This is a genomic window from Phyllobacterium sp. SB3 (assembly GCF_040009165.1).
In the GTDB taxonomy this organism is placed as follows: Bacteria; Pseudomonadota; Alphaproteobacteria; order Rhizobiales; family Rhizobiaceae; genus Phyllobacterium.
Genome location: NZ_JBDYKI010000002.1, coordinates 33,757 through 56,904 on the forward strand (window position 1 = coordinate 33,757; position 23,148 = coordinate 56,904).

A 23,148-nucleotide genomic window follows, 5' to 3' on the forward strand; every position below is an offset into this window, starting at 1 on the left:
GATATGGAGAACATTGCGAGCCTTGAAGAAGACATGCTTTTTCTCGCCTGCACCCGGCCAGCGATGATCGCGGGCGTGACGATGGAGGCGATGGGCGCGAATATCATGCTGACCACGATCCTTTACATTACCGCCGGTTCGATCGCCTACGCGCTTGTCGGCATTGTCTTCCACTTCGTCTTCCGGGCCCTGGTCAAACATGATCACAACATGTTCAGGATTCTCGTCGCGTGGATCCAAACCCGGGGACGGTCGCGCAATACATCCTATTGGCGTGGAGCCACGCTTTCGCCGCTAAAACTCACCAGACACTATGATGAAAGGGATTTGAACCTTGCCTAGCATCGCAACGTTGCGGTCTCGCGAACTTGGGCCGGAGACCTTTATTCCCTATATCCGCCATGTCGACGAGACGATCATTGCGCTCGATTCCGGAGCGATGATGGTGATGCTCGCGGTTGACGGCGTCTCTTTTGAAACGTCTGATGTCCTGGACCTCAACGGTCTTCACCGCAGTCTGAATACGCTCTATCGCAATATCGCCGATGAGCGGCTGGCGCTGTGGACGCACGTCATCCGCCGCCGCGACAACACCTATCCCGACGGCCATTTCAGTACTTCCTTTTCCCATGGCCTGAATACCAAATATCGTGAACGTATGGTGGGCGAGGATCTGTTTCGCAACGATCTTTACCTGTCCCTGATATGGCATCCCGCTCGATATCCAGCCAGGAAAGCCGCTGATTTCTTTTCCCGCCTGCGAAAGGCGCGGGGTTTCGAAACAGAACCTGACGAAGACGCGGTGAAGCAGTTGCGGGACAAAATCGCCGATGTCACCGCAGGTCTGAAACGCTTCGAGCCGCGCATTCTGTCGCTTTACGAGCAGGGTGGAGTTCTGTTCTCCGAGCCAAGCGAAGTCCTGCACCAGATCGTTGGCGGACGACGCGAGCCGGTTCCTCTGACAGAAGGAAAAATCTCCTCGGCAATCTATTCGGATCGGGTCATTTTTGGTCGCGAAACCGCCGAAATTCGTCATGAGGCTGACAGCCGATATGCCGGATTGTTCGGTATCAAGGAATATCCGGCCACCACCCGCAGCGGTTTGCTGGACGGCATTCTGACCGCGCCGTTCGAACTCATTTTGACGCAATCCTTCGCATTCGCCTCGAAAGCCGATGCCCGGTCGATCATGGGACGGAAACAAAACCAGATGGTCAGTAGCGGTGACAAGGCAGCATCGCAGATCGACGAGCTTGGTGATGCGATGGACGATCTGGAATCAAACCGGTTTGTCCTGGGCGAGCATCACCTGGTGTTGTCCGTCTTTGCCCCATCTGTGAAGGTCCTTACTGACCATATGGCAAAGGCGCGAGCCTACCTCACCAATGGCGGTGCGGTAGTCGCCCGAGAAGACCTGGGGCTTGAAGCGGGATGGTGGGGACAGTTGCCCGGCAATTTCCGCTATCGGGCGCGTTCGGGCGCCGTCACGTCAAGGAACTTCGCGGCATTATCTCCCTATCATTCCTATCCGACCGGCCAGAAGGACGGCAATGAGTGGGGGCCGGCAGTCGCCATCCTTAAAACTGCGTCCGGTTCGCCATTTTATTTCAATTTTCATCACAGCGATCTTGGCAATACCTTCGTGTGCGGCCCTTCGGGCGCCGGCAAGACGGTGCTGTTGAACTTCATGCTCTCCCAGCTCGAAAAGCACAATCCGCACATGGTATTTTTCGACAAGGATCGAGGGGCAGATCTCTTCGTGCGCGCTGTCGGCGGCACATACCTGCCGCTGCGTAACGGCGCTCCCACCGGCTGCGCGCCACTGAAGGCACTCGAGCTTAATGAGCAGAATAAAGTGTTCCTGGCGCAGTGGATTGGTAAACTGGCTGGATCGGCAAAGCGTGAGCTAACCGTCATGGAATTGCGCGACATCGCTGCGGCGGTCGACGGATTGGCTGATCTGCCGAGGGAGCGACGCTCCGTCGGCGCCTTGCGCACGTTCCTCAACAACACAGATCCTGAAGGCATTGCCTCGCGACTACGGCGGTGGGAAAGGGAAGGGCCGCTCGGCTGGGTCTTTGACAACGAGTCCGATGACATCGGGATCGGTGCCAAATTTATCGGTTATGACATGACTGATTTCCTTGATAATGAGGAAATCCGCATCCCGTTGATGGCCTATCTGTTCTTCCGCATCGAGCAGTTGATCGACGGTCGCCGTATTATCATTGTCATCGACGAGTTCTGGAAGGCGCTCCGGGATGAAAGTTTTCGTGACCTGGCGCAAAACAAGCTCAAGACGATCCGCAAGCAGAACGGCCTCATGCTGTTTGCCACGCAGAGCCCGCGAGATGCCATTGTCTCTTCGATCGCTCACACGATTATCGAGCAATGCCCCACGCAGATATTTCTTCCGAACCCGCGCGGCAACCGTGCAGACTACGTCGAAGGCTTCAAACTGACCGCACGCGAATTCGAACTTGTTTCACGCGAACTTGCGGTCGAAAGCCGGCGCTTCATCGTCAAGCAAGGGCATAACAGTGTTGTCGCCGAACTGAATCTCAGAGGCTTTGGCGACGAGCTTGCCATATTGTCCGGCCGCACCGCAAACGTCGAACTTGCCGATGCAATCCGTCGCGAAGTCGGCGAACGGCGCGAGGACTGGCTGCCAGTGTTTCAACAAAGAAGGAGAGCGGAATGATCAGCCTGAACAGAAAACTGGCGGCGCTTGCGATAGCCGCTGTCATGCTCCCGGCAGATATGACGCACGCGCAGGGCATTCCCGTCATTGATCAGACGGCAATTGCCAAACATATCGAGAGTATCACGCAGCTGAAATCTCAGCTCGACGCCCTCAACCGGCAAATCAAAGAGGCTCAGCAACTTTACGGAGCGCTGAACAAGATTACCAACATGGCCGATGTTGCGAGCCTGCTGAACGATCCTTCAATCCGCAAGGCATTGCCACAGGATTTCAATGCGATAGAAGGCCTGTTTAAAGGATCGGGCGAGGGCGTTTTGGGTCAATCCGCGTCGAAATTCCTTGAGAAGAATTCGACCTATCGCACGGATACCAGTGATTTCTATGCTCAGGAATTATCTCGCCTGCAGAACCAGAATGCAGGGCAGTTGAGCCTGGGTCAGCAGATTTACGATACAGCCACCAGGCGCATTGACGGCATCGATCAACTGCGCCGGCAGATTTCCAATGCTGCCGATGCCAAGGATATTGCCGATCTGCAGACGCGGCTGCAGGCGGAAACGGCTTTCCTGCAAACAGACGCACTGCGCATGCAGGGTTTGCAGATGGTCCAGCAGGCACAGGTGCGGGTCGAAGACCAGCGTAAAGCCGAGGACTGGCGAAAACGCATGGACGCAATGGGGGCAGCGCTCAAATGAAACGTGCAATTTTTGCGGTCATCGCGCTGGCGCTGTCAGCCTGTTCAGGCGAGGCAGAAAAGACCTATACCGTTGATGAACTGATGGCCGATGATGCTTTGCTTACGAAGCTTCTTGGCAAATGCCGCAACAATCCCGGCGAGCTTCAGGGGACAACCAACTGCATAAATGCACAGGCGGCTGATGGCAAAATGCGTCTTGAACGCATGCGCAAATCGTTCGGAGGCTAGGCAATGTATGAGGTCTTCAGCTTCGTGGATGGTCAGTTCAAGACGCCTTTGGAAAACTTCATCTCCTCCGGCACCTCGAACATCGCCGATTGGGTAAGTGGTCCACTCACTGCGGCGTTGACCCTTTACGTCGTCCTTTATGGCTACATTGTCCTGCGTGGTTCCGTGCAGGAGCCTATCCTTGAGTTTGCTTTTCGGGCAATCAAGCTTGCGATCATCGTCATGCTGGTGAGAAACGCCGGCGAATACCAGACCTATGTAACCAATCTGTTCTTCGAGACGCTGCCGAAAGAGATTTCCCAGGCTCTGAACGCCGGTACCGCGCCAGGTGCCTCTACCTTCGACAGTCTGCTCGACAAGGGCCAGAAGTGCGCCTACGAGGTCTGGGCCCGTGCATCGTGGCCAGTCGATATCGTCACCGGTATCGGCGGGATGATGGTCATTGGCGCGAGTTTCATCGTCGCTGCCATAGGCTACATTGTTTCGCTCTATGCGAGGCTGGCACTTGCCATCGTACTTGCGATCGGCCCAATCTTCGTCGCACTTGCGATGTTCCGGTCCACCCGCCGTTTCACCGAATCCTGGATCGGTCAGCTTGCCAATTTCGTTATACTCCAGGTTCTGGTCATCGCGATCGGTTCGCTGTTGATTACCTGTATCGATACAACCTTCACGGCGATCGAGAGCTACAGCGACGTTATGATGCGCCCCATCGCCCTCTGCGCCATCTGCCTTGCAGCACTTTACGTCTTTTATCAGTTGCCCGGCATTGCATCAGCGCTCGCGGCAGGCGGGGCATCTTTGACCTACGGATATGGCGCCGCTCGCGACGCTCACGAGGGGACCCTTGCCCGGACAACGTCGCACAGCGCACGTGCGGTCCAGCGTGGTGCGCGCTCAGTGGGGCGACGCTTCAGTGCGGGAAGGAGCGAATGATGATGCTCGCTTCAAGACACCGGACAGGTTGTTTGCACATGTTTCGTATCGCTTCATGGGTTCTTCTTGCCGGGATAATCTCCGCCTGCAGCTCGTTGACGCAAACCCTGCCCAAATGTGATGGCTATTCGCGGCGACCGCTGAACCGCTCCATGTGGCAGTGGGAGGCGACCGGTCAACTGAAACAGCAGACGTCGAAGGCCATTCCCGCGGACCCGGCAAGCCGTGCTGCTTCCTATGCAGCGGAACCGGCTTTTGTGACACCGGCCGCCATTGCACGTTTTGAAGTCGCAGCGTCATACCTGCCATGCGAGAACGAGTGACATGATTACGCCGGATAATCTCAAAAGCTATTTCGACAGGGCGCGCCGGTTCGATCAGGATCGGTTGATCCAGGTTGAACGCTCGGCCCGTATTGCCTGGCTTGCTGCCGGTTGTGCCGGCATTATTGCGGTTGTATCCGTCTTCGCCATTGCAGGACTTACGCCCTTGAAAACGGTGGAGCCTTTCGTGGTTCGCGTCGATAATTCGACCGGGATCGTCGATGTTGTCTCCGCGCTGACGTCTAATCCCGGCACCTATGACGAGGCCGTCACCAAATATTTTGCGGCAAGGTATGTTCGCGCCCGCGAAAGTTACATCTGGAGCGAGGCCAGGGAGAATTTCCGCACGGTTGCCTTGCTGTCAGCGCAGCCGGAACAGACCCGTTTCGCGACGCTCTACCGGGGCAGCAATCCGGATTCGCCGCAAAATATTTACGGCCGCAGCGTCGTGTCACGCATCAACATTGTATCCATTTCGCTGATCAACGCCAATGTTGTTTCTGTCCGCTACACGCGGACGATCACCCGGGGAGATGATGTTGGTACCACGCACTGGGTGGCAACACTTACCTTTTCTTACGTCAATACGCCGATGTCATCCACCGACAGGCTGGTCAATCCCCTGGGATTTGCCGTTAGTGAATATCGGGCTGATCCGGAGGCCGTAAATTGAGACAGAGATTCCTGGTTGTTTCTGCTCTGATCCTGGGTCTATGCTCGACCGGGCTGGCGCTGGAAGTGCCCCGCGGCGCATCACAAGACAGCCGCGTCCGTTTCGTAGACTATCAGCCATACAATATTACGAGGATCGTCGCGACGCTGCGATCCTCGGTTCAGGTCGAATTTGCAACCGGCGAGGAGATCGCTCACGTCGCACTTGGCAACAGCGTGGCATGGGAGGTGGCGCCGGCCGGCAACATCCTGTTTCTCAAGCCGCGGGAAAACCAGCCGGTCACCAATATCTCGGTTGTGACGACCAGACGCGACGGTTCGACCCGAAGCTATCAGATGGAACTGACTGTGCGCAACGGCACGGTTGAAGCCGGACAGAACACCTACTTCTATGTAAAATATCGCTATCCGGCCGATGAGGCGGAGCGCCGCCGTCTGGAGGCTGCGGTACGCAGGCAGGCAAGTGATGCCGGCAAAGCGGATGAGGTGCTGGCACTTCATGAGGCCTTTGGCCCGCGAAACTGGCGCTATTCCGTACAAGGCACCGCCACACTCGAACCGCAGGCGGTCTACGACAACGGCAAGATCACCACTTTCGCCTTTGCCGGCAACCGGGACATGCCAGCAATCTACATGGAAAACTCCGACGGCACTGAAAGCCTCGTCCCGAAAACCACGGATGGCAACCTGGTGCTGGTCCATGCCATCAGCCGCAAGTTCATTCTACGTATGGGTGGCGAGGTGCTGTGCGTGTTTAACGAGGCCTATGATCGCCTCGGCATCAATCCGGATACCGATACAACGTCGCCCTCCGTCGAACGCGTCATCAAGATGTAACCATTCAGTCCACAATAGGGAAATTTCATGGCCGAGGAAGACGACACCCGGATCCCGGGAGAGCGCGCGGAAATATCGACCGGCCTCCTCATGGAGAACAATCCGATCTTGAAGCGCGGCGCGGTTGCCATGGCGGTTGTCGCCTTTATCGCCTTTGCACTTTGGTCGATGCGCGGCCAGAGCAGGCCGGACGAAACAACCCGACCGGAGCGGATTGTTATCCGCCAAACGTCGGATTTCGAACCGGCCAGGGAGCCGGCCCAGCCGGTCATCAAGCCGGCCGAAGTCCAACTGCCGACACCAGGCGCGGGTGAAAAGGACCAGAATGATGAGGATGACAAGCTCCTTGATGCTGCTCGACGGTCGCCGGTTATAGCCTATGGCGGCGAAAAGACACCGCCTACCGGGGGGCAGAACGATGAACAGGGATCAGATCCGCCGTCGAACTACCTTCCATTCGACGCTGATCGCGGTGCTTCTGGTTCGAACGGCGAAGACGAAGATCAGCGGTTCAACAGGACGCTGACACCGACGCAGTTGCAAGGCTCGCGTGCGGGTATACTCGGCAACCGAAACCTCATCGTGGCGATGGGAACCTCGATCCCTTGCGTTCTGGAGACAGCGCTTTCCTCAGATCAGCCGGGCTTTGTAAGCTGTGTCATCAACCGCGATGTGATGTCGGACAATGGCCGCGTCGTTTTGATGGAGAAGGGCACGCAGATCGTAGGCGAATACCGGGGAGGCCTGCGCCGCGGCCAGAAACGCCTGTTCGTGTTGTGGAACCGTGCAAAGACGCCCAGGGGCGTGATTATTACGCTCGCCTCGCCTGCAACCGATGCGCTTGGACGCGCCGGCATCAACGGCTACGTCGACACCCATTGGTGGGAGCGCTTTGGTAGCGCAATCCTGCTTTCGATTGTCGGTGATGCGACCTCCTATGCGAACAATCGGCTGCGCGAAGGTGATGTCGAGGCGCAAAACACCACGAGTGCCGGTCAGCAGGCAGCTGCGATTGCCGTGGAGCAATCGATCAATATCCCGCCTACGCTTTTGAAGCACCAGGGCGAACTGATCGCGGTCTTCGTGGCGAGAGATCTCGATTTCTCACAGGTCTACCGGCTTCGTGTCACGGAGTCGAGAAATCGGATTTACGATCGTGCTGTGCTCGGGGATTTCAGCCCGACATCAACTCTGGTCACCAAATAGATATGCCGATGACCGAAGGGGCAGATTCTACTGTCGTGCGGACGCTTCTGGCGCCATTTTCGCCTTATCTTCGCGACGATTCGCTCTTTGAGGTTATCGTCAACAGACCAGGACAGATCCTGACCGAAGGGACGGCGGGATGGCAGAACCACGATCTGCCGGAGTTGGCGTTTGGCAAGCTAATGCGTCTCGCACGCGCTGTTGCGAGCTACTCCAACCAGTCGATCAACGAAACGTGGCCGATCCTGTCTGCCACGCTGCCAGGCGATGAGCGTATACAGATTGTGATACCGCCAGCAACGACCAAGGGAACCGTCAGTGTCACGATCCGAAAGCCATCATCCATATCGCTGAGTTTGGACGATCTTGATCAGAGCGGCCTGTTTGAGGGGACGGCGAAAGCCCAAAGAGACGTCAATGCGTCGGATCGCAAGCTTTTGGAGCTCTACAGGAACAGAGCTTATAAGGTATTCCTGCGGGAAGCAGTCTATGCAAAGAAAAATATTATCATCTCAGGTGCAACGGGATCCGGCAAGACAACATTATCCAAGGCGCTGATCCGTCATATTCCCTCAAGTGAGCGGATTATTGCGATAGAGGATACGGCCGAGCTGATTATCCCTCAATCCAACCACGTACGTCTGTTTTATTCCAAAGGCGGTCAGGGCATAGCGAAGATTGGTGCCAAGGATCTGCTTGAATCCTGCATGCGCATGCGACCAGATCGAATTCTGTTGCAGGAACTGCGAGATGGAACGGCATTCTACTACATCCGCAATGTGAATTCAGGGCACCCCGGGTCAATCACAACGGTTCATGCTGACTCCGCGCGCCTTGCCTTCGAACAGCTAACATTGCTGGTCAAGGAATCGGAAGGCGGCCACGACCTCGAAAGGCATGATATCCGCGCGCTTTTGAAAGTTGCCATCGATGTCGTCGTGCAGTGCAAACGCGCTGATGGTCGGTTCCGCGTGAGCGAAGTCTACTACCGCCACGACGACGTAGTCAAAGCCAGCAGCTCTGCAGGGTCGTGAACATCAACACGGCTAGGCCCCAGTTTTGGCACCGGTTCACGACCTTATTCCCTATGTCCCGCTTTGTTGGCGTAAGATTCACCTCTCTCTCGCCTGATAACGCAAACTGTCAGGTGAGAGGTTGATACTAAACCATATTGATATCGGTCTGGGAAAAATCATTGCCTTTGAAGAGGAGTGGCACCCGTTTTTCTTTCGCACAGGCATAGGAGAAGCAATCTCCAAAATTCAGCCGGGCGGGGTGCGCAACAAAACGGCCATATGCTTTGGCTGCCTGAATTGCCGTGCGGTGCAGGGAACCGTTCACCGACATCTCCTCTGCTCCAATTGTCTCCATAAACCTGGCAACGTCTTGCTGTGCCTGGTCGATAAGATCGGGCGGTGTCGGCTTCTGATCTCCATACAAAGAAATGGATACGATGCGGGCCAAGCTCATCACAGCCTCAAACATGGAAAGCGAGGAATAATAGATCGGTTTTTTTGCTGTCTCAATTTTGCCGATAAGATACCCCGCATCTTCTTCGCTGGCACAAATGGCCACAATTGCCGATGCATCGAGAAACATCAGATTTCCCACATATCGTCGGTGTATCTCTTCATGTTAAAATCAGGTTTTGCATGACCCATTCTTGCACGTATATCGTTCTGAATTTCCCTGATCCTGTCCCTTAACGGTATGGCTTTTTGAGCACGGGCCAGCTCATTCTGCAGAGCACGTTTAACTGCCTCGGTCTTTGTCCGTGCATTTGTGAGCTGCTTAATCTTCGTAGCCAGAGCATCGACCTCGTTGTCTCGAATAAAAAGGGACATGTTGGGCACTCCGAATATATCACTCTATGAATATCTGTATATCTTAAACGAGATATACATGCAAGTTACAAAGCCTTTAAGCAGAGAAGGCGGGAAAGGGGAGTCAGTGATGATCGGGACACACATAACGCCGCGCGCGGAAAGGCACCTTGGATCATGGTCATCTCCCCAGAGCGGCATGCGTTTGACGGGGTGTTGATGCTTCCAACCGGGCGATATAGATCGCAACCGGCAGTTCCTTGCACGGGCGTCGTGGCCAGCGCCTTTGTTTGTAAGCATCGAGAGTCTTCATCTAACAATGTGTCGTCGATCAGAAAATGTCGCACATCATTGTTCTTTTCTTCGATTGGAAAAGTCCAAACCGTCCCTAAAGATTTAGCACGATGCTCATCTATTATACTATCTTACATAAGAAAGTAAAATCTCTTCCGGTGTTCGCTCATTATCCCGTTAAATGTCGTTGAAGCTCATGGCTTGAGCGGGTCTGATGGCGGCGTTGGGAGGAGACGAGCCAACGAGGATAGCTGGCGGGAGCTGGAAATCGCCTGGGCATGCCGGTCAGTTCTTTTCTCACGGAGAGAGTTTATGATGAACATGAACAAATAAGGCAACCACCATTGCCGCCCTTTTGTTCCCGCAGATCGCCGGCCGTGCGTCCGCTATCAAATCCGCCAATGAATTCGGTCTGTTTATCCTGCGTGGCCAGCGATCGATACCCAGATCTGCGAGGGATCACAGTAGCCCCCCCTTGACGGCAGGGGGCGGGGCGCTGGTGGAACCGGAAGGGATGCCGGCAAAGCCTGGAAGGCGACGCAATACGGCTGCCGCTATCTTCGGGTCTGGCGGTGACTGGATGGCCATGCGGTTCGGTCTCCTGCATCTGGCCGCTTCAACACCATTCCCTTTTCTCGTGTCGCCTAAGGTGCCGGCGGCGATCAGCGTCAACCCCGCAAGGGGGTTCCCCTTCGCTTTCGCTTCGGTGACGCCTGCGGCGCGGCCCCTTCTTTGGGCGCCATCGGGAATGGTCCCGAGCAACCACAGGAGTAAGTCACATGGCCACCACGATCGCAACGCTGACACAGAAGACTGACGGCAGTTTCGAAGGCGTATTCGCCACCATCCGGGTCAATGCCCCGATCGCCATCGTCCCGAACGCCAACAAGGCCACCGAAGAAGCCCCGGACTACCGCATTATCCACCGCAAGACAGGCTTCGAGATCGGCGCCGGCTGGAACCGTATTGCCCGGCAGACCGGTGAAGAATACCTCTCTGTCAAGCTGGAAGCGCCAGAGATCGGCGTTATTTTCGGCAATCTCGCATCCGCCCCCGGCGGTGAGCCGAACCGAAAGGTCATCCTCTGGAACAATCCAGCCTGACCTATGGATTGCCGGCCCTGGAAACAGGGCCGGCGTCATTTCAGACCGCAGGTCTCTCCGTTCGGAACCCCCAAATCAGCCGCAAGACGATCACCGGCTCCAGGCCGCCACCCTACCGCTCGCGTCTCCAATGACAACGTCGCCCGTAGCGGCGATGGCCGCGCAAGTTAGCCGGCATTCGCCAGTCACGACGTTTGACATAATGGTATCACCAGTCATATTTTCCAGTTCGAACAAGTTGAGCGCATCATTCAACCACAATGACATGGATGGGACATAGCGAGCGTAGAGTGGATTATCCGATCCGCACGAAACGATTGACTTTCGCTGCCATATCCATGTCCTTGCGCCGGAAATAGATCGCCCGGCCGCAACGTATCGGACTATGTCCCTGCACGATGATGATCTGCTCATCCTTGCGCATTGACTGGGTGATCTCGTGCGGCATAATCAGGGGGCGACGATGAAAACTGACGCTTTCCGATTTGCGCGTGCCGCCATTTCCTGTACTCCAGCCGATGTTACGGGATCGGCCCGGCACCTCTATGGTCATTTCCCCGCATTGGGCCGAGACATTGCGGGCCGTGTTGAACGCCTTGATCGCGGCATATGAGGCGAACGCGCAACCATCGATCCAGGAAGTTGCGCCATCCTTCCCGAAATGCCTCTCCAACTGACCCACCGATTGATACATCAGCATCATGCTGATGCCGTATTTCCGGCCGCGATCACGTGCTTCCTCCAACACGCGCATATAGCCGAGCAAGTCAACCTCATCCAGTGCAAAAAGTGCGCGGCGCTTAAAGGCACCGTCGGCCTGAATCATGGCGTTGACGAGTGAGCCGATGATGACGCGGCCAATGCCCGGATAAGAGCGCAAGACTGAAGCGGGGATGTTGAGAAATACATCTTTTCGGCCGGTGGCGATATCGCTCGGCTTGAAGGCGTTGCCGCAAACCAGCGCGGCGTAGCCGTCCAGCGACAGCCACTGCGTATTGACAGGATACAGTCGCGTGTCGCCGTGGTCACGGGTGGAACCACTGGCATTGGCTTCGAAACGGCCCGGTCGCTGCTGCGTTCGGGACATCGTGTTGGTGTTTTCAGCCAAGGCGAGGACAATGTCGTGTCCGCGGCTGCAGGCCTCAGCCGGGAATTCGGACCGGAGAATATTTTTGCCCGCACAACTGATATCGCAGACCCCCAAGCCATTGCAGCTTTTTTTGCGGAACTAAAAACAACATGGGCTGCGCCAACAATCCTTGTCTGCAATGCCGGGATTTCGCCAAAGGGTGCAAATGGCGCCCTGCCGTTTTCTGAAATTGCGCTCAGTGAATGGAATGGAGTGATCAGCATCAATTTGACCGGTGCAATGCTATGCTGCCAAGCTGTACTACGAGACATGGTGGAAGCAGGATTTGGCCGCATCGTCCTAGTCGGCTCTGTAGCAGCCCGTGGGCGTCCCAAGATTGCCGGTGCAAGTTATGTAACCTCCAAAGCAGCCTTGTCGGGCTTGGCAAGAGCGCTGATCGAACCGTATGCCAATCACGGAATTACAGTCAATCTTGTAGCCCCGGGTCGTATCCTGACTGACATGACAGGGCCTGTTGATCGACCGTCGAACAATGCTGCTCTTGAGCGTATTCCGTCACGACGTTTAGGAAAACCCGAGGAGGTTGCAGCGCTTGTCGCGTTCCTTGCCGGTGAAACTGCGGGTTTCATCAACGGAGCAACAATCGATATCAATGGCGGTGAAATTGTTGCTCCCTGAACACTGCGATCATGCTCGCATCAACTTCCCCGGAAATATTTGGAACCTTAAAATAGCGGCGTTCACTGAAAGATAGCAATCCGATGGTCAAGCCAATAGTCGCAGTTTGTTCACAGGATGGTGAGCTCTACGTACTTTTAAGATATATCCTTGAAGCTGAGGGCTATGGAAGCGTCGTGGCCACTGAATTGTCGGAGATGAGGCGAATTACTTGCGAAGAGAGACTCCACGCAATCATCGTGGACTGTTGCGACGATTATGACGCTGCTATCGAATTATGTTGGCAGTTCAAATCTGATGATGCGACGGAGGGCGTCCCGATTGCCACGCTTCTGAGTCCCGGCGATGCACATCGGTTCGTCAAATTGATAAAGGCCGGTGTCGAAGATAGCTTTGTGCGTCCGCTTATGCCTGATAAATTATTGCAATTTCTTCGTGGTATCTCTCCAGCCGACGACGATGTTGCGCAGTACCATCCAAAGCGCACCGTTCGAATTTTGCGTAAGGGTCATTTCGAGATAAATCTGGACGCACATTATGCCACTTTCAAGCGACGCAGGCTCGATCTCGGCCCTATCGGATTTCGGCTGCTTTTTCATTTGCTGCAATATCCCAATTGCGTCCACAGCCGAGAAGAATTGGTCGATGTTGCTTGGCCCGACGGTGAAAGTACCGACTTAAGAGCGGTGGACGTTCATCTTAGCCGGTTGAGAAAAGCCTTGAAAACCGGTCCAGGGCGGCGTTGTCCAATAAAAACGGTGCGCTCATGCGGTTACCTCCTTGAGGTAAAAAGCGTTCCTTGACGGCATGTCGCGGCTTTTCTTCAATGATGATCCTCGGGATTTCACGAGCCTTCTCCAGTTGAGGCCAACTGAGCGTATCGGTTTTTTCGTGCCCCGTGTTCGGCCCTAGGGATTCACCTCAATCCCGGTTCAGTTCCGCACGGAAATCAACATCCAAGAGCAAGACTCTCGATCATCAACGCAATGAAAAGTTTATCTTGATCAGAACTGCATGCGGAACTGTGCTGTCAATGCACCACCGACGACATCTTCGCCGAATTGGAAATCACCCCGCACACTTCCAACCATCAATCGCTCAGCGCCACCGATTTTGCCCGTCAAGGACAATAGATTCATGCCGATGCTTGCTTCCCCATAGGTTTGAAGCCGCTTTGTTTTGACGGGAAGGACGATCGGATTGGCGCTGCTCTGGTCAATGACCATCGTTGCATCAATGTCACCGGCAAAATCGTGATAGGCCGTTAGCGTAACAAACGGTGAAAGGCGAATACGATCATCAAGGACGAAATAATTCCTGGAAACAGTCAATCCTCCAAAGCCGATCATGCTCTCCACATCATCAAAGCGAACTTTCCCCTCTTTCTGGTTCAGAAGAATATTGCGCGGTATGGAGAGGTCGTCTGTCTGGTTCATCGAGTAGGTAAAGCCAACAGCAGGGATGAAGCTCCAGTCGTTGCGCGCGTAGGTGTAAGAAGCTGAGCCGCCAATAGAGTTACGGGTTCCGGAAACTTTCTCGCCCCCAATTTGAAACACCTCGTCATTCACATTGACAGTATAATCAGTCAGTTCCTGCCGGACTTGCAGATCGAGGAAAAGCGGGCCTTTGGTAAAGGCGGCATAGGCGCCATAGAAAACAGATTGGAAATCTGTTGTATTGTCATAGTTTTTTTGATCGGAACTACCAAATATCTGACCTGCGGTAACTCCGAAATTGATGTTGGCGTCTGTATCATTGATGTTGAAGAAGCCGCCGTCAAAGCCAAACTGATAGCCTATATACCGGGAATCCAGTTTGGCGGGCGTATCAATCAGCGTCCCATCAGGCTGCCGGATTGTTCCTGACGTCTCGATTGTTGACATGCCTGAATTGGTCCGCATCCAGGGGGCAATGCCGAATTGATTCTTGTCAGGATCAATTGGCGCCGAGACCAGACCGCTGGAGGGTTTGAAGAAAGATGAAGCAACGACGTTCTGGGCAGCGATAAAACCTGAAACGACAGCGCTTGCAGCATTCCCGTCGACACCGGATTTAACCACATACTGGTATCCGTTACCGCCGCTGGCAGGTTGGCGGACAAGGTCATAACGGACAACGCCACCGGTGGGCAAACCATCTGCAGTGACGGCAAGGTCATTTCCAGACCCCTGAATGTCGACCAACAGGATGGAGCTCCCAAGAACAGGTTCTGTTACTTCGGAAATATTATTGAGGTGAAGATTCATCTTCCCCATCGCAACACCACCAATTGTAACGACGTCGGCGGTTTCAGCTACAAGGTCGATGTCGAGCGAAATCTGCCCCGACTGCCCACCCTGGTAATTAGAAGTAATATTAAAACGATCACCGGTTTTGTCATTGACAAGACTGGCACCGCCACCGGTTAACGACAAATTGGCCTGGGTCTGCGATGTACCACCCAGTTGCAGCAGGCCGCCATTGACAGTTGTACTTCCGTTCAACGCACCGAGAGTGCTTCCTTCGCTTAGCAACAGGGTTCCCGCGTTGACGATTGTGCCACCCGTGTAGGTGTTCGTGCCGGTGAGAACCGTGGTTCCGCTGCCGTTCTGGCGGACACTGCCGCTGCCGCTGATATCCCCGCCAAATGTCAGCGTGTTCGAGCGGTTGAAGGCAAGCTGGCTGTTATTGGCGATGTTGCCAACCACCGAACCGCTGGTGCCGCCGTTGCCGATCTGCAGGATGCCGTCGCTGATCGTTGTCCCGCCTGAATAGCTGTTCGTGCCGGTCAAGACCAATGTGCCTGCACCTTCCTTGCCGAAGGCACCGGTGCCGCTCAGGGCTTGCGATACGGTAAAGCTGTTGTTCGCCGCAGCAACATCGATCCCGCCGCCATTACTGCTCATAGTGAGATCGCGACTTGCATCGAATTCCGCAAAGCTCGTACCCGTCACCTGGAGCACGCCGCCGTCCAGCCGCAGCGAACCGTTGGCTGCACCGAGATTCTCATCTGCCGAGACCGACAGTTTTCCGTCACGGATCGTCGTGCCGCCCGTATAGGTGTTCGTGCCGGTCAGCACCAGTGTGCCAGCACCTTCCTTGCTGAAGGCACCGGTGCCGCTCAGGGCTTGCGATACGGTAAAGGTGTTACCCACGTCATCAACATCAATCCCGCCGCCATTGCCGGTCATGGTGAGATTGCGGTTCGTGCTGAGCCCTGTCAGCTCTGTTCCCGTGACCTGCAGAACCCCGCCGTTCAATGTCAGTGAGCCATTTGCCGTGCCGAGATTTTCATCGGCCGAGACCGACAGCGTTCCATCGCTGATCGTCGTTCCGCAATGGCTGTTGGCGCCACCGAGCTTAACCGAACCTCCACCGGTTTTCTCAATGCCGCCGCAGCCACCGGCACCGCTGGTAACTGGTACGTCAATAGATGTGGTTACCCCTTCAAGGACACGGAGATCCATGGGTTTGGTTGCATCACCAGCTACCAGGGCACCATTCGTGCCGGCAACGAGACTATACCCATTGCTGACGAATTGAAGGCTTTCCACCGTTTGCGGGCCTTCAACGGTCACCACTCCCCCTAAGGCAACGCCGGTGGGGGTCTTGAAGATCGCTGTCTTGCCCCCAAAAGGAGCAGGGCCTTGTCTATCCTCGTTCACCCACAGAGTATCGTTATTCCAGGTGCCATTGCCGCCGGCGTTATCGTCGCCTTTCCAATATTGCTCCGTTCCATCCGATACAACAATATCGATATATCCACTCTCTGCTGTTGTATCGATCGTAAATATCTCATCACCCAGGCCATCTGGCAATGTTCCAATGTCAAGGCCGTTATCAGTCAGGCTATCGCCATAGGACATGATCCGGTAGTAACCGATGCCAGCACCACCAGCGTTCGACAGGTTAAGTGTCCCGTCAAGTGTCAGATTGCCACCAACAGCAATGAAATCATTTATACTGCTGCCTCGGTCTGCATTGGTGCCAGGCGTTGAGAGCTCGAACTCGGAAGTGGAGCCAGCGCCAAGGGTCAGGTCACCGCCAATTGACAAACGACCGATTGAGCCACCCGGGGCAATCGTTGCGCTACTTGCAACGTCAACATTGCCACCGATTGTTCCGTTGCCGCCAAGCTGCCCTCCTGCTGCGACATTAACATCACCACCCAAATTATTGTCTACGCGCAGCCTGCCTGATGTAACATCTGTCGTGCCAGTAAACGCGCTGCTGTCGCCGGTAAGGATGGTGGTGCCGCTGCCGTTCTGGCTGACGCTGCCGCTGCCGCTGATCGCACCACCAAGCATCAATGTATCGGAACGACTGAGGACAAGCTGGCCATTATTGGCGATGTTGCCAACTATCGAACCACTGCTGCCGCCACTGCCAACCTGCAGGATGCCGTCGCTGATGGTTGTCCCGCCCGTGTAGCTGTTCGTGCCGGTGAGGACCGTGGTTCCGCTGCCGTCCTGGCGGACGCTGCCGCTGCCGCTGATACCGCCGCCAAATGTCAGCGTGTTGGAGCGGTTGAAGGCGAGCTGGCCATTATTGGCGATGTTGCCGGTTACTGTGCCGCTGGTGCCGCCGTTGCCGATCTGCAGGACGCCGCCGCTGATCGTTGTGCCGCCCGTGTAGCTGTTGTTACCGGTTAGCACCAATGTGCCAGCACCTTGTTTGCTGAAGGCGCCGCTGCCGGACAAGGCTTGCGATACGGTAAAGGTGTTGTTTGCCGCAGCAACATCGATACCCCCGCCATTGCCAGTCATGGTGAAATCATGGCTTGTGCCGAGTTCTGTCAGGTCAGTTCCCGTAACCTGCAGGACGCCGCCGTCCAACCGCAACGAACCGTTTGCTGCACCAAAATTCTCATCCGCCGAGACCGACAGTTTTCCGCCACGGATCGTTGTCCCGCCGGTATAGGTGTTCGTGCCGGTAAGGACCGTGGTTCCGCTGCCGTTCTGGCTGACGCTGCCGCTGCCGCTGATATCCCCGCCAAATGTCAGCGTGTTCGAGCGGTTGAAGGCAAGCTGGCCATTATTGGCGATGTTGCCAACCATCGAACCACTGATGCCACCATTGCCAAGCTGCAGGACGCCGTTGCTGATTGTTGTACCGCCCGTGTAGCTGTTCGTGCCGGTAAGCACAGTGGTGCCAAGGCCACTCTGAGTGATGCTGCCAGTACCGCTGATCGCACCACCAAGCATCAATGTATCGGAACGACTGAGGACAAGCTGGCCATTATTGGCGATGTTGCCAACTATCGAACCACTGCTGCCGCCACTGCCAACCTGCAGGATGCCGTCGCTGATGGTTGTCCCGCCCGTGTAGGTATTTGTGCCGGTGAGGACCGTGGTTCCGCTGCCGTCCTGGCGGACACTGCCGCTGCCGCTGATACCGCCGCCAAATGTCAGCGTGTTGGCGCGGTTGAAGGCGAGCTGGCCATTATTGGCGATGTTGCCGGTTACTGTGCCGCTGGTGCCGCCGTTGCCGATCTGCAGGACGCCGCCGCTGATCGTTGTGCCGCCCGTGTAGCTGTTGTTACCGGTTAGCACCAATGTGCCAGCACCTTGTTTGCTGAAGGCGCCGCTGCCGGACAAGGCTTGCGATACGGTAAAGGTGTTGTTTGCCGCAGCAACATCGATACCCCCGCCATTGCCAGTCATGGTGAAATCATGGCTTGTGCCGAGTTCTGTCAGGTCAGTTCCCGTAACCTGCAGGACGCCGCCGTCCAACCGCAACGAACCGTTTGCTGCACCAAAATTCTCATCCGCCGAGACCGACAGTTTTCCGCCACGGATCGTTGTCCCGCCTGTATAGGTGTTCGTGCCGGTAAGGACCGTGGTTCCGCTGCCGTTCTGGCTGACGCTGCCGCTGCCGCTGATATCCCCGCCAAATGTCAGCGTGTTCGAGCGGTTGAAGGCAAGCTGGCCATTATTGGCGATGTTGCCAACCATCGAACCACTGATGCCACCATTGCCAAGCTGCAGGATGCCGTCGCTGATTGTTGTGCCGCCTGAATAGCTGTTGTTACCGGTCAGCACCAGTGTGCCAGCACCTTGCTTGCTGAAGGCGCCGCTGCCACTCAGGGCTTGCGATACGGTAAAGGTGTTGTTTGCCGCAGCAACATCAATACCCCCGCCATTGCCGGTCATGGTGAGATTGCGGTTTGTGCTAAGTCCTGTCAGCTCTGTTCCCGTAACCTGCAGAACCCCGCCGTTCAATGTCAGTGAGCCATTTGCCGTGCCGAGATTTTCATCGGCCGAGACCGACAGCGTTCCATCGCTGATCGTCGTTCCGCAATGGCTGTTGGCGCCACCGAGCTTAACGGAACCTCCACCAGTTTTCTCAATGCCGCCGCACGCCCCGAATGAGCCCCTAACGATTGGCACCTCGATTGATGCGCTCACACCCTCAAGAGCACGCAGTTCCATAGGCCGGAACAGATTATTCGAGACCAAAGTACCATTCGCACCCGAGACAAGGCTGTATCCATTGGTGACAAATTGCAGGCTTTCTGCGCTGTGCGAACCGTTGATCGTTACCAAGCTCTCGGGTTCACTGCCAAGATTGCGAAAAATAGCTGTGCCGCCCGTAAAAGGAGCGGGCGTTCCGCCATCTGCATTTACCCAATCGGTATTGCTATTCCAGGTGCCGCTGCCTCCCTCGTCATCATCACCATTCCAGTATTGCTCGGTACCGTCCGAAACAACCAGATCGATATAGCCGCTTTGTTGCACATCAACAGAGATATCAGCTCCAGGCAAACCGCCCGGAACAGATCCGACTGCAATGCCGTGGTCAGTCAGATTGCCGCCATAGGACATGATGCGGTAGTAACCGATCTCTGCATTGCCGTTTGCTCCACCGGCGTTCGAGAGATTGAGTGTTCCATCCAGTGTCAGGTTCCCCCCGACAGCAATGAAATCATTCTTGCCAAGTGCACCTAGCTCAAATTCAGAACTGGACCCGGAACTTAAGGTAAGATCTCCATCGATTGCCAGCTTGCCAACAGTTCCGCCCGGAGCAATTATTCCCTCATCAACGATATCAACATTGCCGCCGATTGTGCCGTTACCGCCAAGTGTCCCCTGATCCAGCACGCTGACATTGCCACCCAGCTTGTTATCGACAAGCAGGGTGCCGGCTAGAATCTCCGTTGCACCTGCAAAACCGCTGCTGTCGCCTGCAAGGACAAGCTCACCAAGTCCTTCTTTTCTGAAGCCGCCATTGCCGTCCAGGATTTGAGACATGACAAACGAGTTGGCCGCATTATATATGTCGATACCACCGCCATTGCCCGTCATGGTGAAGTTACGGTTTGTGCCAAGTTCCACAAAGTCCGTTCCCGTCACCTGCAGGGTTCCACCATTGAGTGTCAGGGTGCCATCTGCGGCGCCAAGATTTTCGTCAGCGGAAACCGATAATGTTCCGTCAGTGATTGTTGTCCCGCCGGTATAACTGTTCGTGCCGGCAAGGATCGTGATGCCGCTGCCGATCTGGCTGACGCTCCCACCGCCGCTGATATCGCCATCAAGCGCTAGTTCGTCGGAGCGGTTAAATACAAACTGACCGTTATTGGTGATGTTACCGGTCAGCGAGCCACTGGTTCCGCCATTGCCAAGCTGCAGGATGCCGTCACTGATCGTTGTGCCGCCTGAATAGCTGTTGGTACCGGTCAGAACCAGTGTGCCGGCACTCGTCTTTGCGAGCCCGCCGGATCCGGAAACCACAGAATTGATGGAGGCGGACATACCTTCGTCAACAGAAAATTCGTTTTCTATGCCAACGAGATTAAGGTTCGAACCCTGAATGATATAGCCGTCTGTCCGGAAAGATAAACCGGTAATATTTTGAGGGGAGTTGACCGTTACCGAACCAGGATTGCCGGAAAAGACCGCGACACCCCCTAGCCAGGTCGAATTCGACGTTCCCGTTTCATCGGTCCAATTGGTCGAGGTGTCATCCCATATTCCATCACCACCTGAAACGCCCGACCCTCCCATTGTGTCCTGACCATCCCAATATTGCTGTGCAACAGCGATACTTGGCGCAAGCAGGCCGGCCCCGATGAAAGCCACGCCGAGGAGCAGGATTTGCCCGCCTAAAGTTGTGGTTGATTTTAACGAGCGGAGGGAACGATGCATGCAGTATTGGCCTCTGGGAAGTCGAATCACTGTTGTTTAATTTCGCGCACTTCGAGTAAGTTTGTTAGTAAATTACAAATGGTGACATATCAACGACGAGGAGAACGCGGCTTTCGGAAAAATCTATACTGCATTGATTTGATTGTCCTATTTTTCGAGAAGTTGTACTGAATTGCGCTCGGCCCGTCAGCCATACAATCAAGCTCAGTAATGTAATGAGCGGCACATTACTTATATGACATACACGGCAAAGATAGTAACCATCATGTGTTATTACCCGCTGTCTTAACCCGGCCGTGAGCCCATAAACGCAAACGCCTGCGATGGCAGTGGAAACCGGAATGGCAGGTTTCGAGATGACTTTTACGTCAGAAATTTTTCTGAAAATCAGCACGGATCTTCTGCCGTGCGTTTCACGATTTGCCCGACGGTGCCGATGGCACTTTAGATCGCAGAAATTCCAGATCAGTTGACGTTATGGTTTGAACCGGCAGCGTCGTGAACTGGCTAGGGGCAGTAAATATCATCCAGTAATCTGGTCTCTCCCAAATCTCCGTGACGCCGGACCACGGGATTTTCCCCGCACCCAATTCGGAGATGACTTCAAATCCTTCATCAAGAAATGTGAACTCGGCTTGATGGCTCGGCATTCTGCGGAATTTTCCGACTGTGTTGCGATAGTGTGCAACCCACATCGTGATAATAAAAACAGGGGGAAGAAAAACTACGACGCCCACGGCGCCAACCTGCCATCCCTGTTCCCCTTTCCAAAGCAACCAAACAAGGAAAGCAATCAACACAGCCTCTGCCATCCACAACCCTTTCTGGGTGGCAATACCCCGCTGCCAAACAAAAGACCTGACAGCATCGCGCACGATTTCTTCAGTGTAAATGACGTCGGCAGTCCGCCTGCACATTAGTCCCTCGCTTCCTTCTATCCTCCGCCCAGGCCGCGGCACCTTGTTAGCGACTGGTTTACAGCGGCACAACCAATTCGACAAATGTCCACAAGTGAGGTCGCTTGCCGACCGGAGCTGTCACATCGCGCCGAATTCTGATTGAGGACTTACCATGAGCCGATAGGACCTGACAGACTTTGAATGGTGCGTGATCGAGCCGCTGATACTCAACGTGGCTCCCCGGTACCGTTCAAGAACGCCTGGTTTGTCACCTTCGTGTCATTGTCGGAAACAATCGTTCGTGGTTTTTCTCATCGGGCGATAAAGAACGGGCACTGCGCAATCGCGTCTTGAGTGACATTCCGGCACTCTCGCCGGCGGCACACCTTGTGCTGGAGCAGGCCCGCGACGCCATCGACCGCAACGATGTGGCGGGGGCCATCGGCTATTCTGTCAGCAACCGCGAGATCAAGGCCGAGATCGATGCGTTCGGCAAGGCAGTGGCGGAACGGTTTGGGGAGCGTACCCTGCTCATGAATGCAGCGCGCCATGCTTCCGGCAGCATCTTCGACAAGGCGGCGCAAGGCCTCGGTCCGCTCGAGCGCGGGAAGCTTGTAAAGGCATGGCCGCTCATGCGCACCGTGCAGCAACTCGCCTCCCACGAACGCACCGCAAAGACCCTCAGGCAGACCGAGAGCCTGCACTTGTCGCAGGCACCGCATGGTTCGGAGGGTTTCGGGTGAACCTGACCCCAGCGAACAGATCGGATTGTGGCGCATCGTCACGATGGATCGGCCGGTCGAGAACGGCGATCTGGTATTCGTGTGCCCGCCTGTGACCGCCTCCTTCCACAAAGCGCGCGAGCGCAGCTATCGCGGGCGGGGACTTTGGCGCGGGGGCTTTGCACCACAGATCAAGAGCGTGGTCGCAACCTCCGGCCAATATATCGAGATCGGCACGCACGTTGTCGTTCATGGCACGTTTCTGACCGGTTCGACCGTCCGAACGAGCGATGGCGAGGCTCCGACGAATTCGGCTGGAAGCGCTTCGTGCCGAACCGTCATCTTTCGCGAGCCGATTTGAGGATTGGGGCATTCTTTCTGACGACGAATGGCGTCAGAGGCTGAATGACCCCGTCTTTATTGCATTCAACAATGGCGAACCCATCGGTATCATGGGGGTGAAGCGGTTTCGTCCGCGAAAGATGGCCCATCGCGCCACGCTTGTCATGGTATATTTGCGGGAGAGTTTTCGCAGCACAGGTTTTGCCAAAAATCTTCTGGACGTGGTCATCGATTTTGCAAGGGGAGAGGGGATTTTGCAGATTGAACTTGCGGTCAACGCTGAGAGCTTGGCGGCCTCGCGCTTCTATCAGCGCCATGGCTTCATCGAGGTTGGCCGCATCCCCGGCGGACTACTGGATCATGACGGGGAAATTGACGACGTCATTATGGTGCGGCGGCTGAGGGAATGAGAACCCACAGCGTTCCAACGATTCTCGAACTCGGTTGCAGATGCCATCAACAACTGCCCTT

21 protein-coding genes and 1 pseudogene are annotated in these 23,148 nt (G+C 55.4%); 16 read left to right on the forward strand and 6 right to left on the reverse strand.

Annotation, left to right across the window (positions count from 1 at the left end; translation table 11 throughout):
* Positions 1–3 precede the first annotated feature (3 nt).
* Genes ABKW30_RS06640 through virB11 form a run of 10 tightly spaced genes read left to right on the forward strand, consistent with a single transcriptional unit; the run spans position 4 to position 8,637 of the window.
* Entirely contained in the window at positions 4–342 is a 339-nt protein-coding gene (locus tag ABKW30_RS06640) for a type IV secretion system protein VirB3 (RefSeq protein ID WP_348598967.1), read from the forward strand.
* Positions 335–2,701 carry a VirB4 family type IV secretion system protein gene (locus ABKW30_RS06645; RefSeq protein WP_348597710.1) on the forward strand — a complete coding sequence of 789 codons (2,367 nt, stop codon included), beginning with the start codon at positions 335–337 and terminating at the stop codon, positions 2,699–2,701. The genes ABKW30_RS06640 and ABKW30_RS06645 overlap by 8 nt, the downstream gene beginning before the upstream one ends.
* Entirely contained in the window at positions 2,698–3,399 is a 702-nt protein-coding gene (virB5, locus tag ABKW30_RS06650; protein ID WP_348597712.1) for a P-type DNA transfer protein VirB5, read from the forward strand. Before ABKW30_RS06645 ends, virB5 begins: the two co-directional genes overlap by 4 nt.
* Complete coding sequence (locus ABKW30_RS06655) at positions 3,396–3,629, forward strand: EexN family lipoprotein (RefSeq protein WP_348597715.1); 234 nt, start codon at positions 3,396–3,398, stop codon at positions 3,627–3,629. Before virB5 ends, ABKW30_RS06655 begins: the two co-directional genes overlap by 4 nt.
* A 3-nt stretch (positions 3,630–3,632) precedes the next feature.
* Positions 3,633–4,565 carry a type IV secretion system protein gene (locus ABKW30_RS06660; protein ID WP_348597716.1) on the forward strand — a complete coding sequence of 311 codons (933 nt, stop codon included), beginning with the start codon at positions 3,633–3,635 and terminating at the stop codon, positions 4,563–4,565.
* A gap of 38 nt (positions 4,566–4,603) precedes the next feature.
* Positions 4,604–4,888: a hypothetical protein gene (locus ABKW30_RS06665; RefSeq protein WP_348597717.1), complete on the forward strand. Its 285-nt coding sequence runs from the start codon at positions 4,604–4,606 to the stop codon at positions 4,886–4,888.
* A gap of 1 nt (position 4,889) precedes the next feature.
* Positions 4,890–5,561: a virB8 family protein gene (locus ABKW30_RS06670; protein WP_348597719.1), complete on the forward strand. Its 672-nt coding sequence runs from the start codon at positions 4,890–4,892 to the stop codon at positions 5,559–5,561.
* The gene (virB9, locus tag ABKW30_RS06675; protein WP_348597721.1) at positions 5,558–6,397 is read left to right on the forward strand and encodes a P-type conjugative transfer protein VirB9; all 840 of its coding nucleotides are present in this window, start codon (positions 5,558–5,560) and stop codon (positions 6,395–6,397) included. The genes ABKW30_RS06670 and virB9 overlap by 4 nt, the downstream gene beginning before the upstream one ends.
* Positions 6,398–6,424: 27 nt before the next feature.
* On the forward strand, positions 6,425–7,603 hold the full coding sequence (virB10, locus tag ABKW30_RS06680) for a type IV secretion system protein VirB10 (protein WP_348597723.1): 1,179 nt from the start codon (positions 6,425–6,427) through the stop codon (positions 7,601–7,603).
* An 8-nt stretch (positions 7,604–7,611) separates the two neighbouring features.
* Positions 7,612–8,637 carry a P-type DNA transfer ATPase VirB11 gene (gene virB11 / locus ABKW30_RS06685; protein ID WP_348597725.1) on the forward strand — a complete coding sequence of 342 codons (1,026 nt, stop codon included), beginning with the start codon at positions 7,612–7,614 and terminating at the stop codon, positions 8,635–8,637.
* A 127-nt stretch (positions 8,638–8,764) separates the two neighbouring features.
* Here virB11 and ABKW30_RS06690 read toward each other — a convergent pair whose 3' ends face one another.
* The 3 genes from ABKW30_RS06690 to ABKW30_RS06700 all read right to left on the reverse strand — a co-directional run bounded on the left by ABKW30_RS06690 (position 8,765) and on the right by ABKW30_RS06700 (position 10,308).
* Entirely contained in the window at positions 8,765–9,202 is a 438-nt protein-coding gene (locus tag ABKW30_RS06690) for a type II toxin-antitoxin system VapC family toxin (RefSeq protein WP_348597727.1), read from the reverse strand.
* Positions 9,202–9,447, reverse strand: a complete 246-nt coding sequence (locus ABKW30_RS06695; RefSeq protein ID WP_348597729.1) for a type II toxin-antitoxin system VapB family antitoxin — start codon at positions 9,445–9,447, stop codon at positions 9,202–9,204. The genes ABKW30_RS06690 and ABKW30_RS06695 overlap by 1 nt, the downstream gene beginning before the upstream one ends.
* A gap of 732 nt (positions 9,448–10,179) precedes the next feature.
* Positions 10,180–10,308 carry a hypothetical protein gene (locus ABKW30_RS06700; protein WP_348597731.1) on the reverse strand — a complete coding sequence of 43 codons (129 nt, stop codon included), beginning with the start codon at positions 10,306–10,308 and terminating at the stop codon, positions 10,180–10,182.
* Positions 10,309–10,499: 191 nt separating this feature from the next.
* Between ABKW30_RS06700 and ABKW30_RS06705 the strand changes: the two genes are divergently transcribed.
* Entirely contained in the window at positions 10,500–10,823 is a 324-nt protein-coding gene (locus ABKW30_RS06705) for a DUF736 family protein (RefSeq protein WP_348597733.1), read from the forward strand.
* A 295-nt stretch (positions 10,824–11,118) separates the two neighbouring features.
* Here the strand turns inward: ABKW30_RS06705 and ABKW30_RS06710 are convergent.
* A pseudogene (locus ABKW30_RS06710) lies at positions 11,119–11,817 on the reverse strand (type IV secretory system conjugative DNA transfer family protein); the annotation flags it as partial.
* Here ABKW30_RS06710 and fabG point away from each other — a divergent pair.
* Together fabG and ABKW30_RS06720 are read left to right on the forward strand one after the other, a co-directional pair.
* Entirely contained in the window at positions 11,812–12,591 is a 780-nt protein-coding gene (gene fabG / locus ABKW30_RS06715; protein WP_348598968.1) for a 3-oxoacyl-ACP reductase FabG, read from the forward strand. The pseudogene ABKW30_RS06710 and the gene fabG overlap by 6 nt on opposite strands.
* Before the next feature lie 176 nt (positions 12,592–12,767).
* Positions 12,768–13,394, forward strand: a complete 627-nt coding sequence (locus tag ABKW30_RS06720; RefSeq protein ID WP_348597735.1) for a response regulator transcription factor — start codon at positions 12,768–12,770, stop codon at positions 13,392–13,394.
* A 201-nt stretch (positions 13,395–13,595) separates the two neighbouring features.
* Here the strand turns inward: ABKW30_RS06720 and ABKW30_RS06725 are convergent, their stop codons facing one another.
* A complete protein-coding gene (locus ABKW30_RS06725; protein WP_348597737.1) occupies positions 13,596–20,714 on the reverse strand; it encodes an autotransporter-associated beta strand repeat-containing protein in 7,119 nt (2,372 codons plus the stop codon).
* Positions 20,715–21,127: 413 nt separating this feature from the next.
* A complete protein-coding gene (locus ABKW30_RS06730; protein WP_348597739.1) occupies positions 21,128–21,589 on the reverse strand; it encodes a YcxB family protein in 462 nt (153 codons plus the stop codon).
* 374 nt (positions 21,590–21,963) lie between these two features.
* Between ABKW30_RS06730 and ABKW30_RS06735 the strand changes: the two genes are divergently transcribed.
* Genes ABKW30_RS06735 through ABKW30_RS06745 form a run of 3 tightly spaced genes read left to right on the forward strand, consistent with a single transcriptional unit; the run spans position 21,964 to position 23,087 of the window.
* Entirely contained in the window at positions 21,964–22,356 is a 393-nt protein-coding gene (locus ABKW30_RS06735) for a hypothetical protein (RefSeq protein WP_348597741.1), read from the forward strand.
* Positions 22,334–22,696 carry a S26 family signal peptidase gene (locus ABKW30_RS06740; RefSeq protein ID WP_348597743.1) on the forward strand — a complete coding sequence of 121 codons (363 nt, stop codon included), beginning with the start codon at positions 22,334–22,336 and terminating at the stop codon, positions 22,694–22,696. The genes ABKW30_RS06735 and ABKW30_RS06740 overlap by 23 nt, the downstream gene beginning before the upstream one ends.
* Positions 22,626–23,087: a GNAT family N-acetyltransferase gene (locus ABKW30_RS06745; RefSeq protein WP_348597744.1), complete on the forward strand. Its 462-nt coding sequence runs from the start codon at positions 22,626–22,628 to the stop codon at positions 23,085–23,087. The genes ABKW30_RS06740 and ABKW30_RS06745 overlap by 71 nt, the downstream gene beginning before the upstream one ends.
* Positions 23,088–23,148 lie beyond the last annotated feature (61 nt).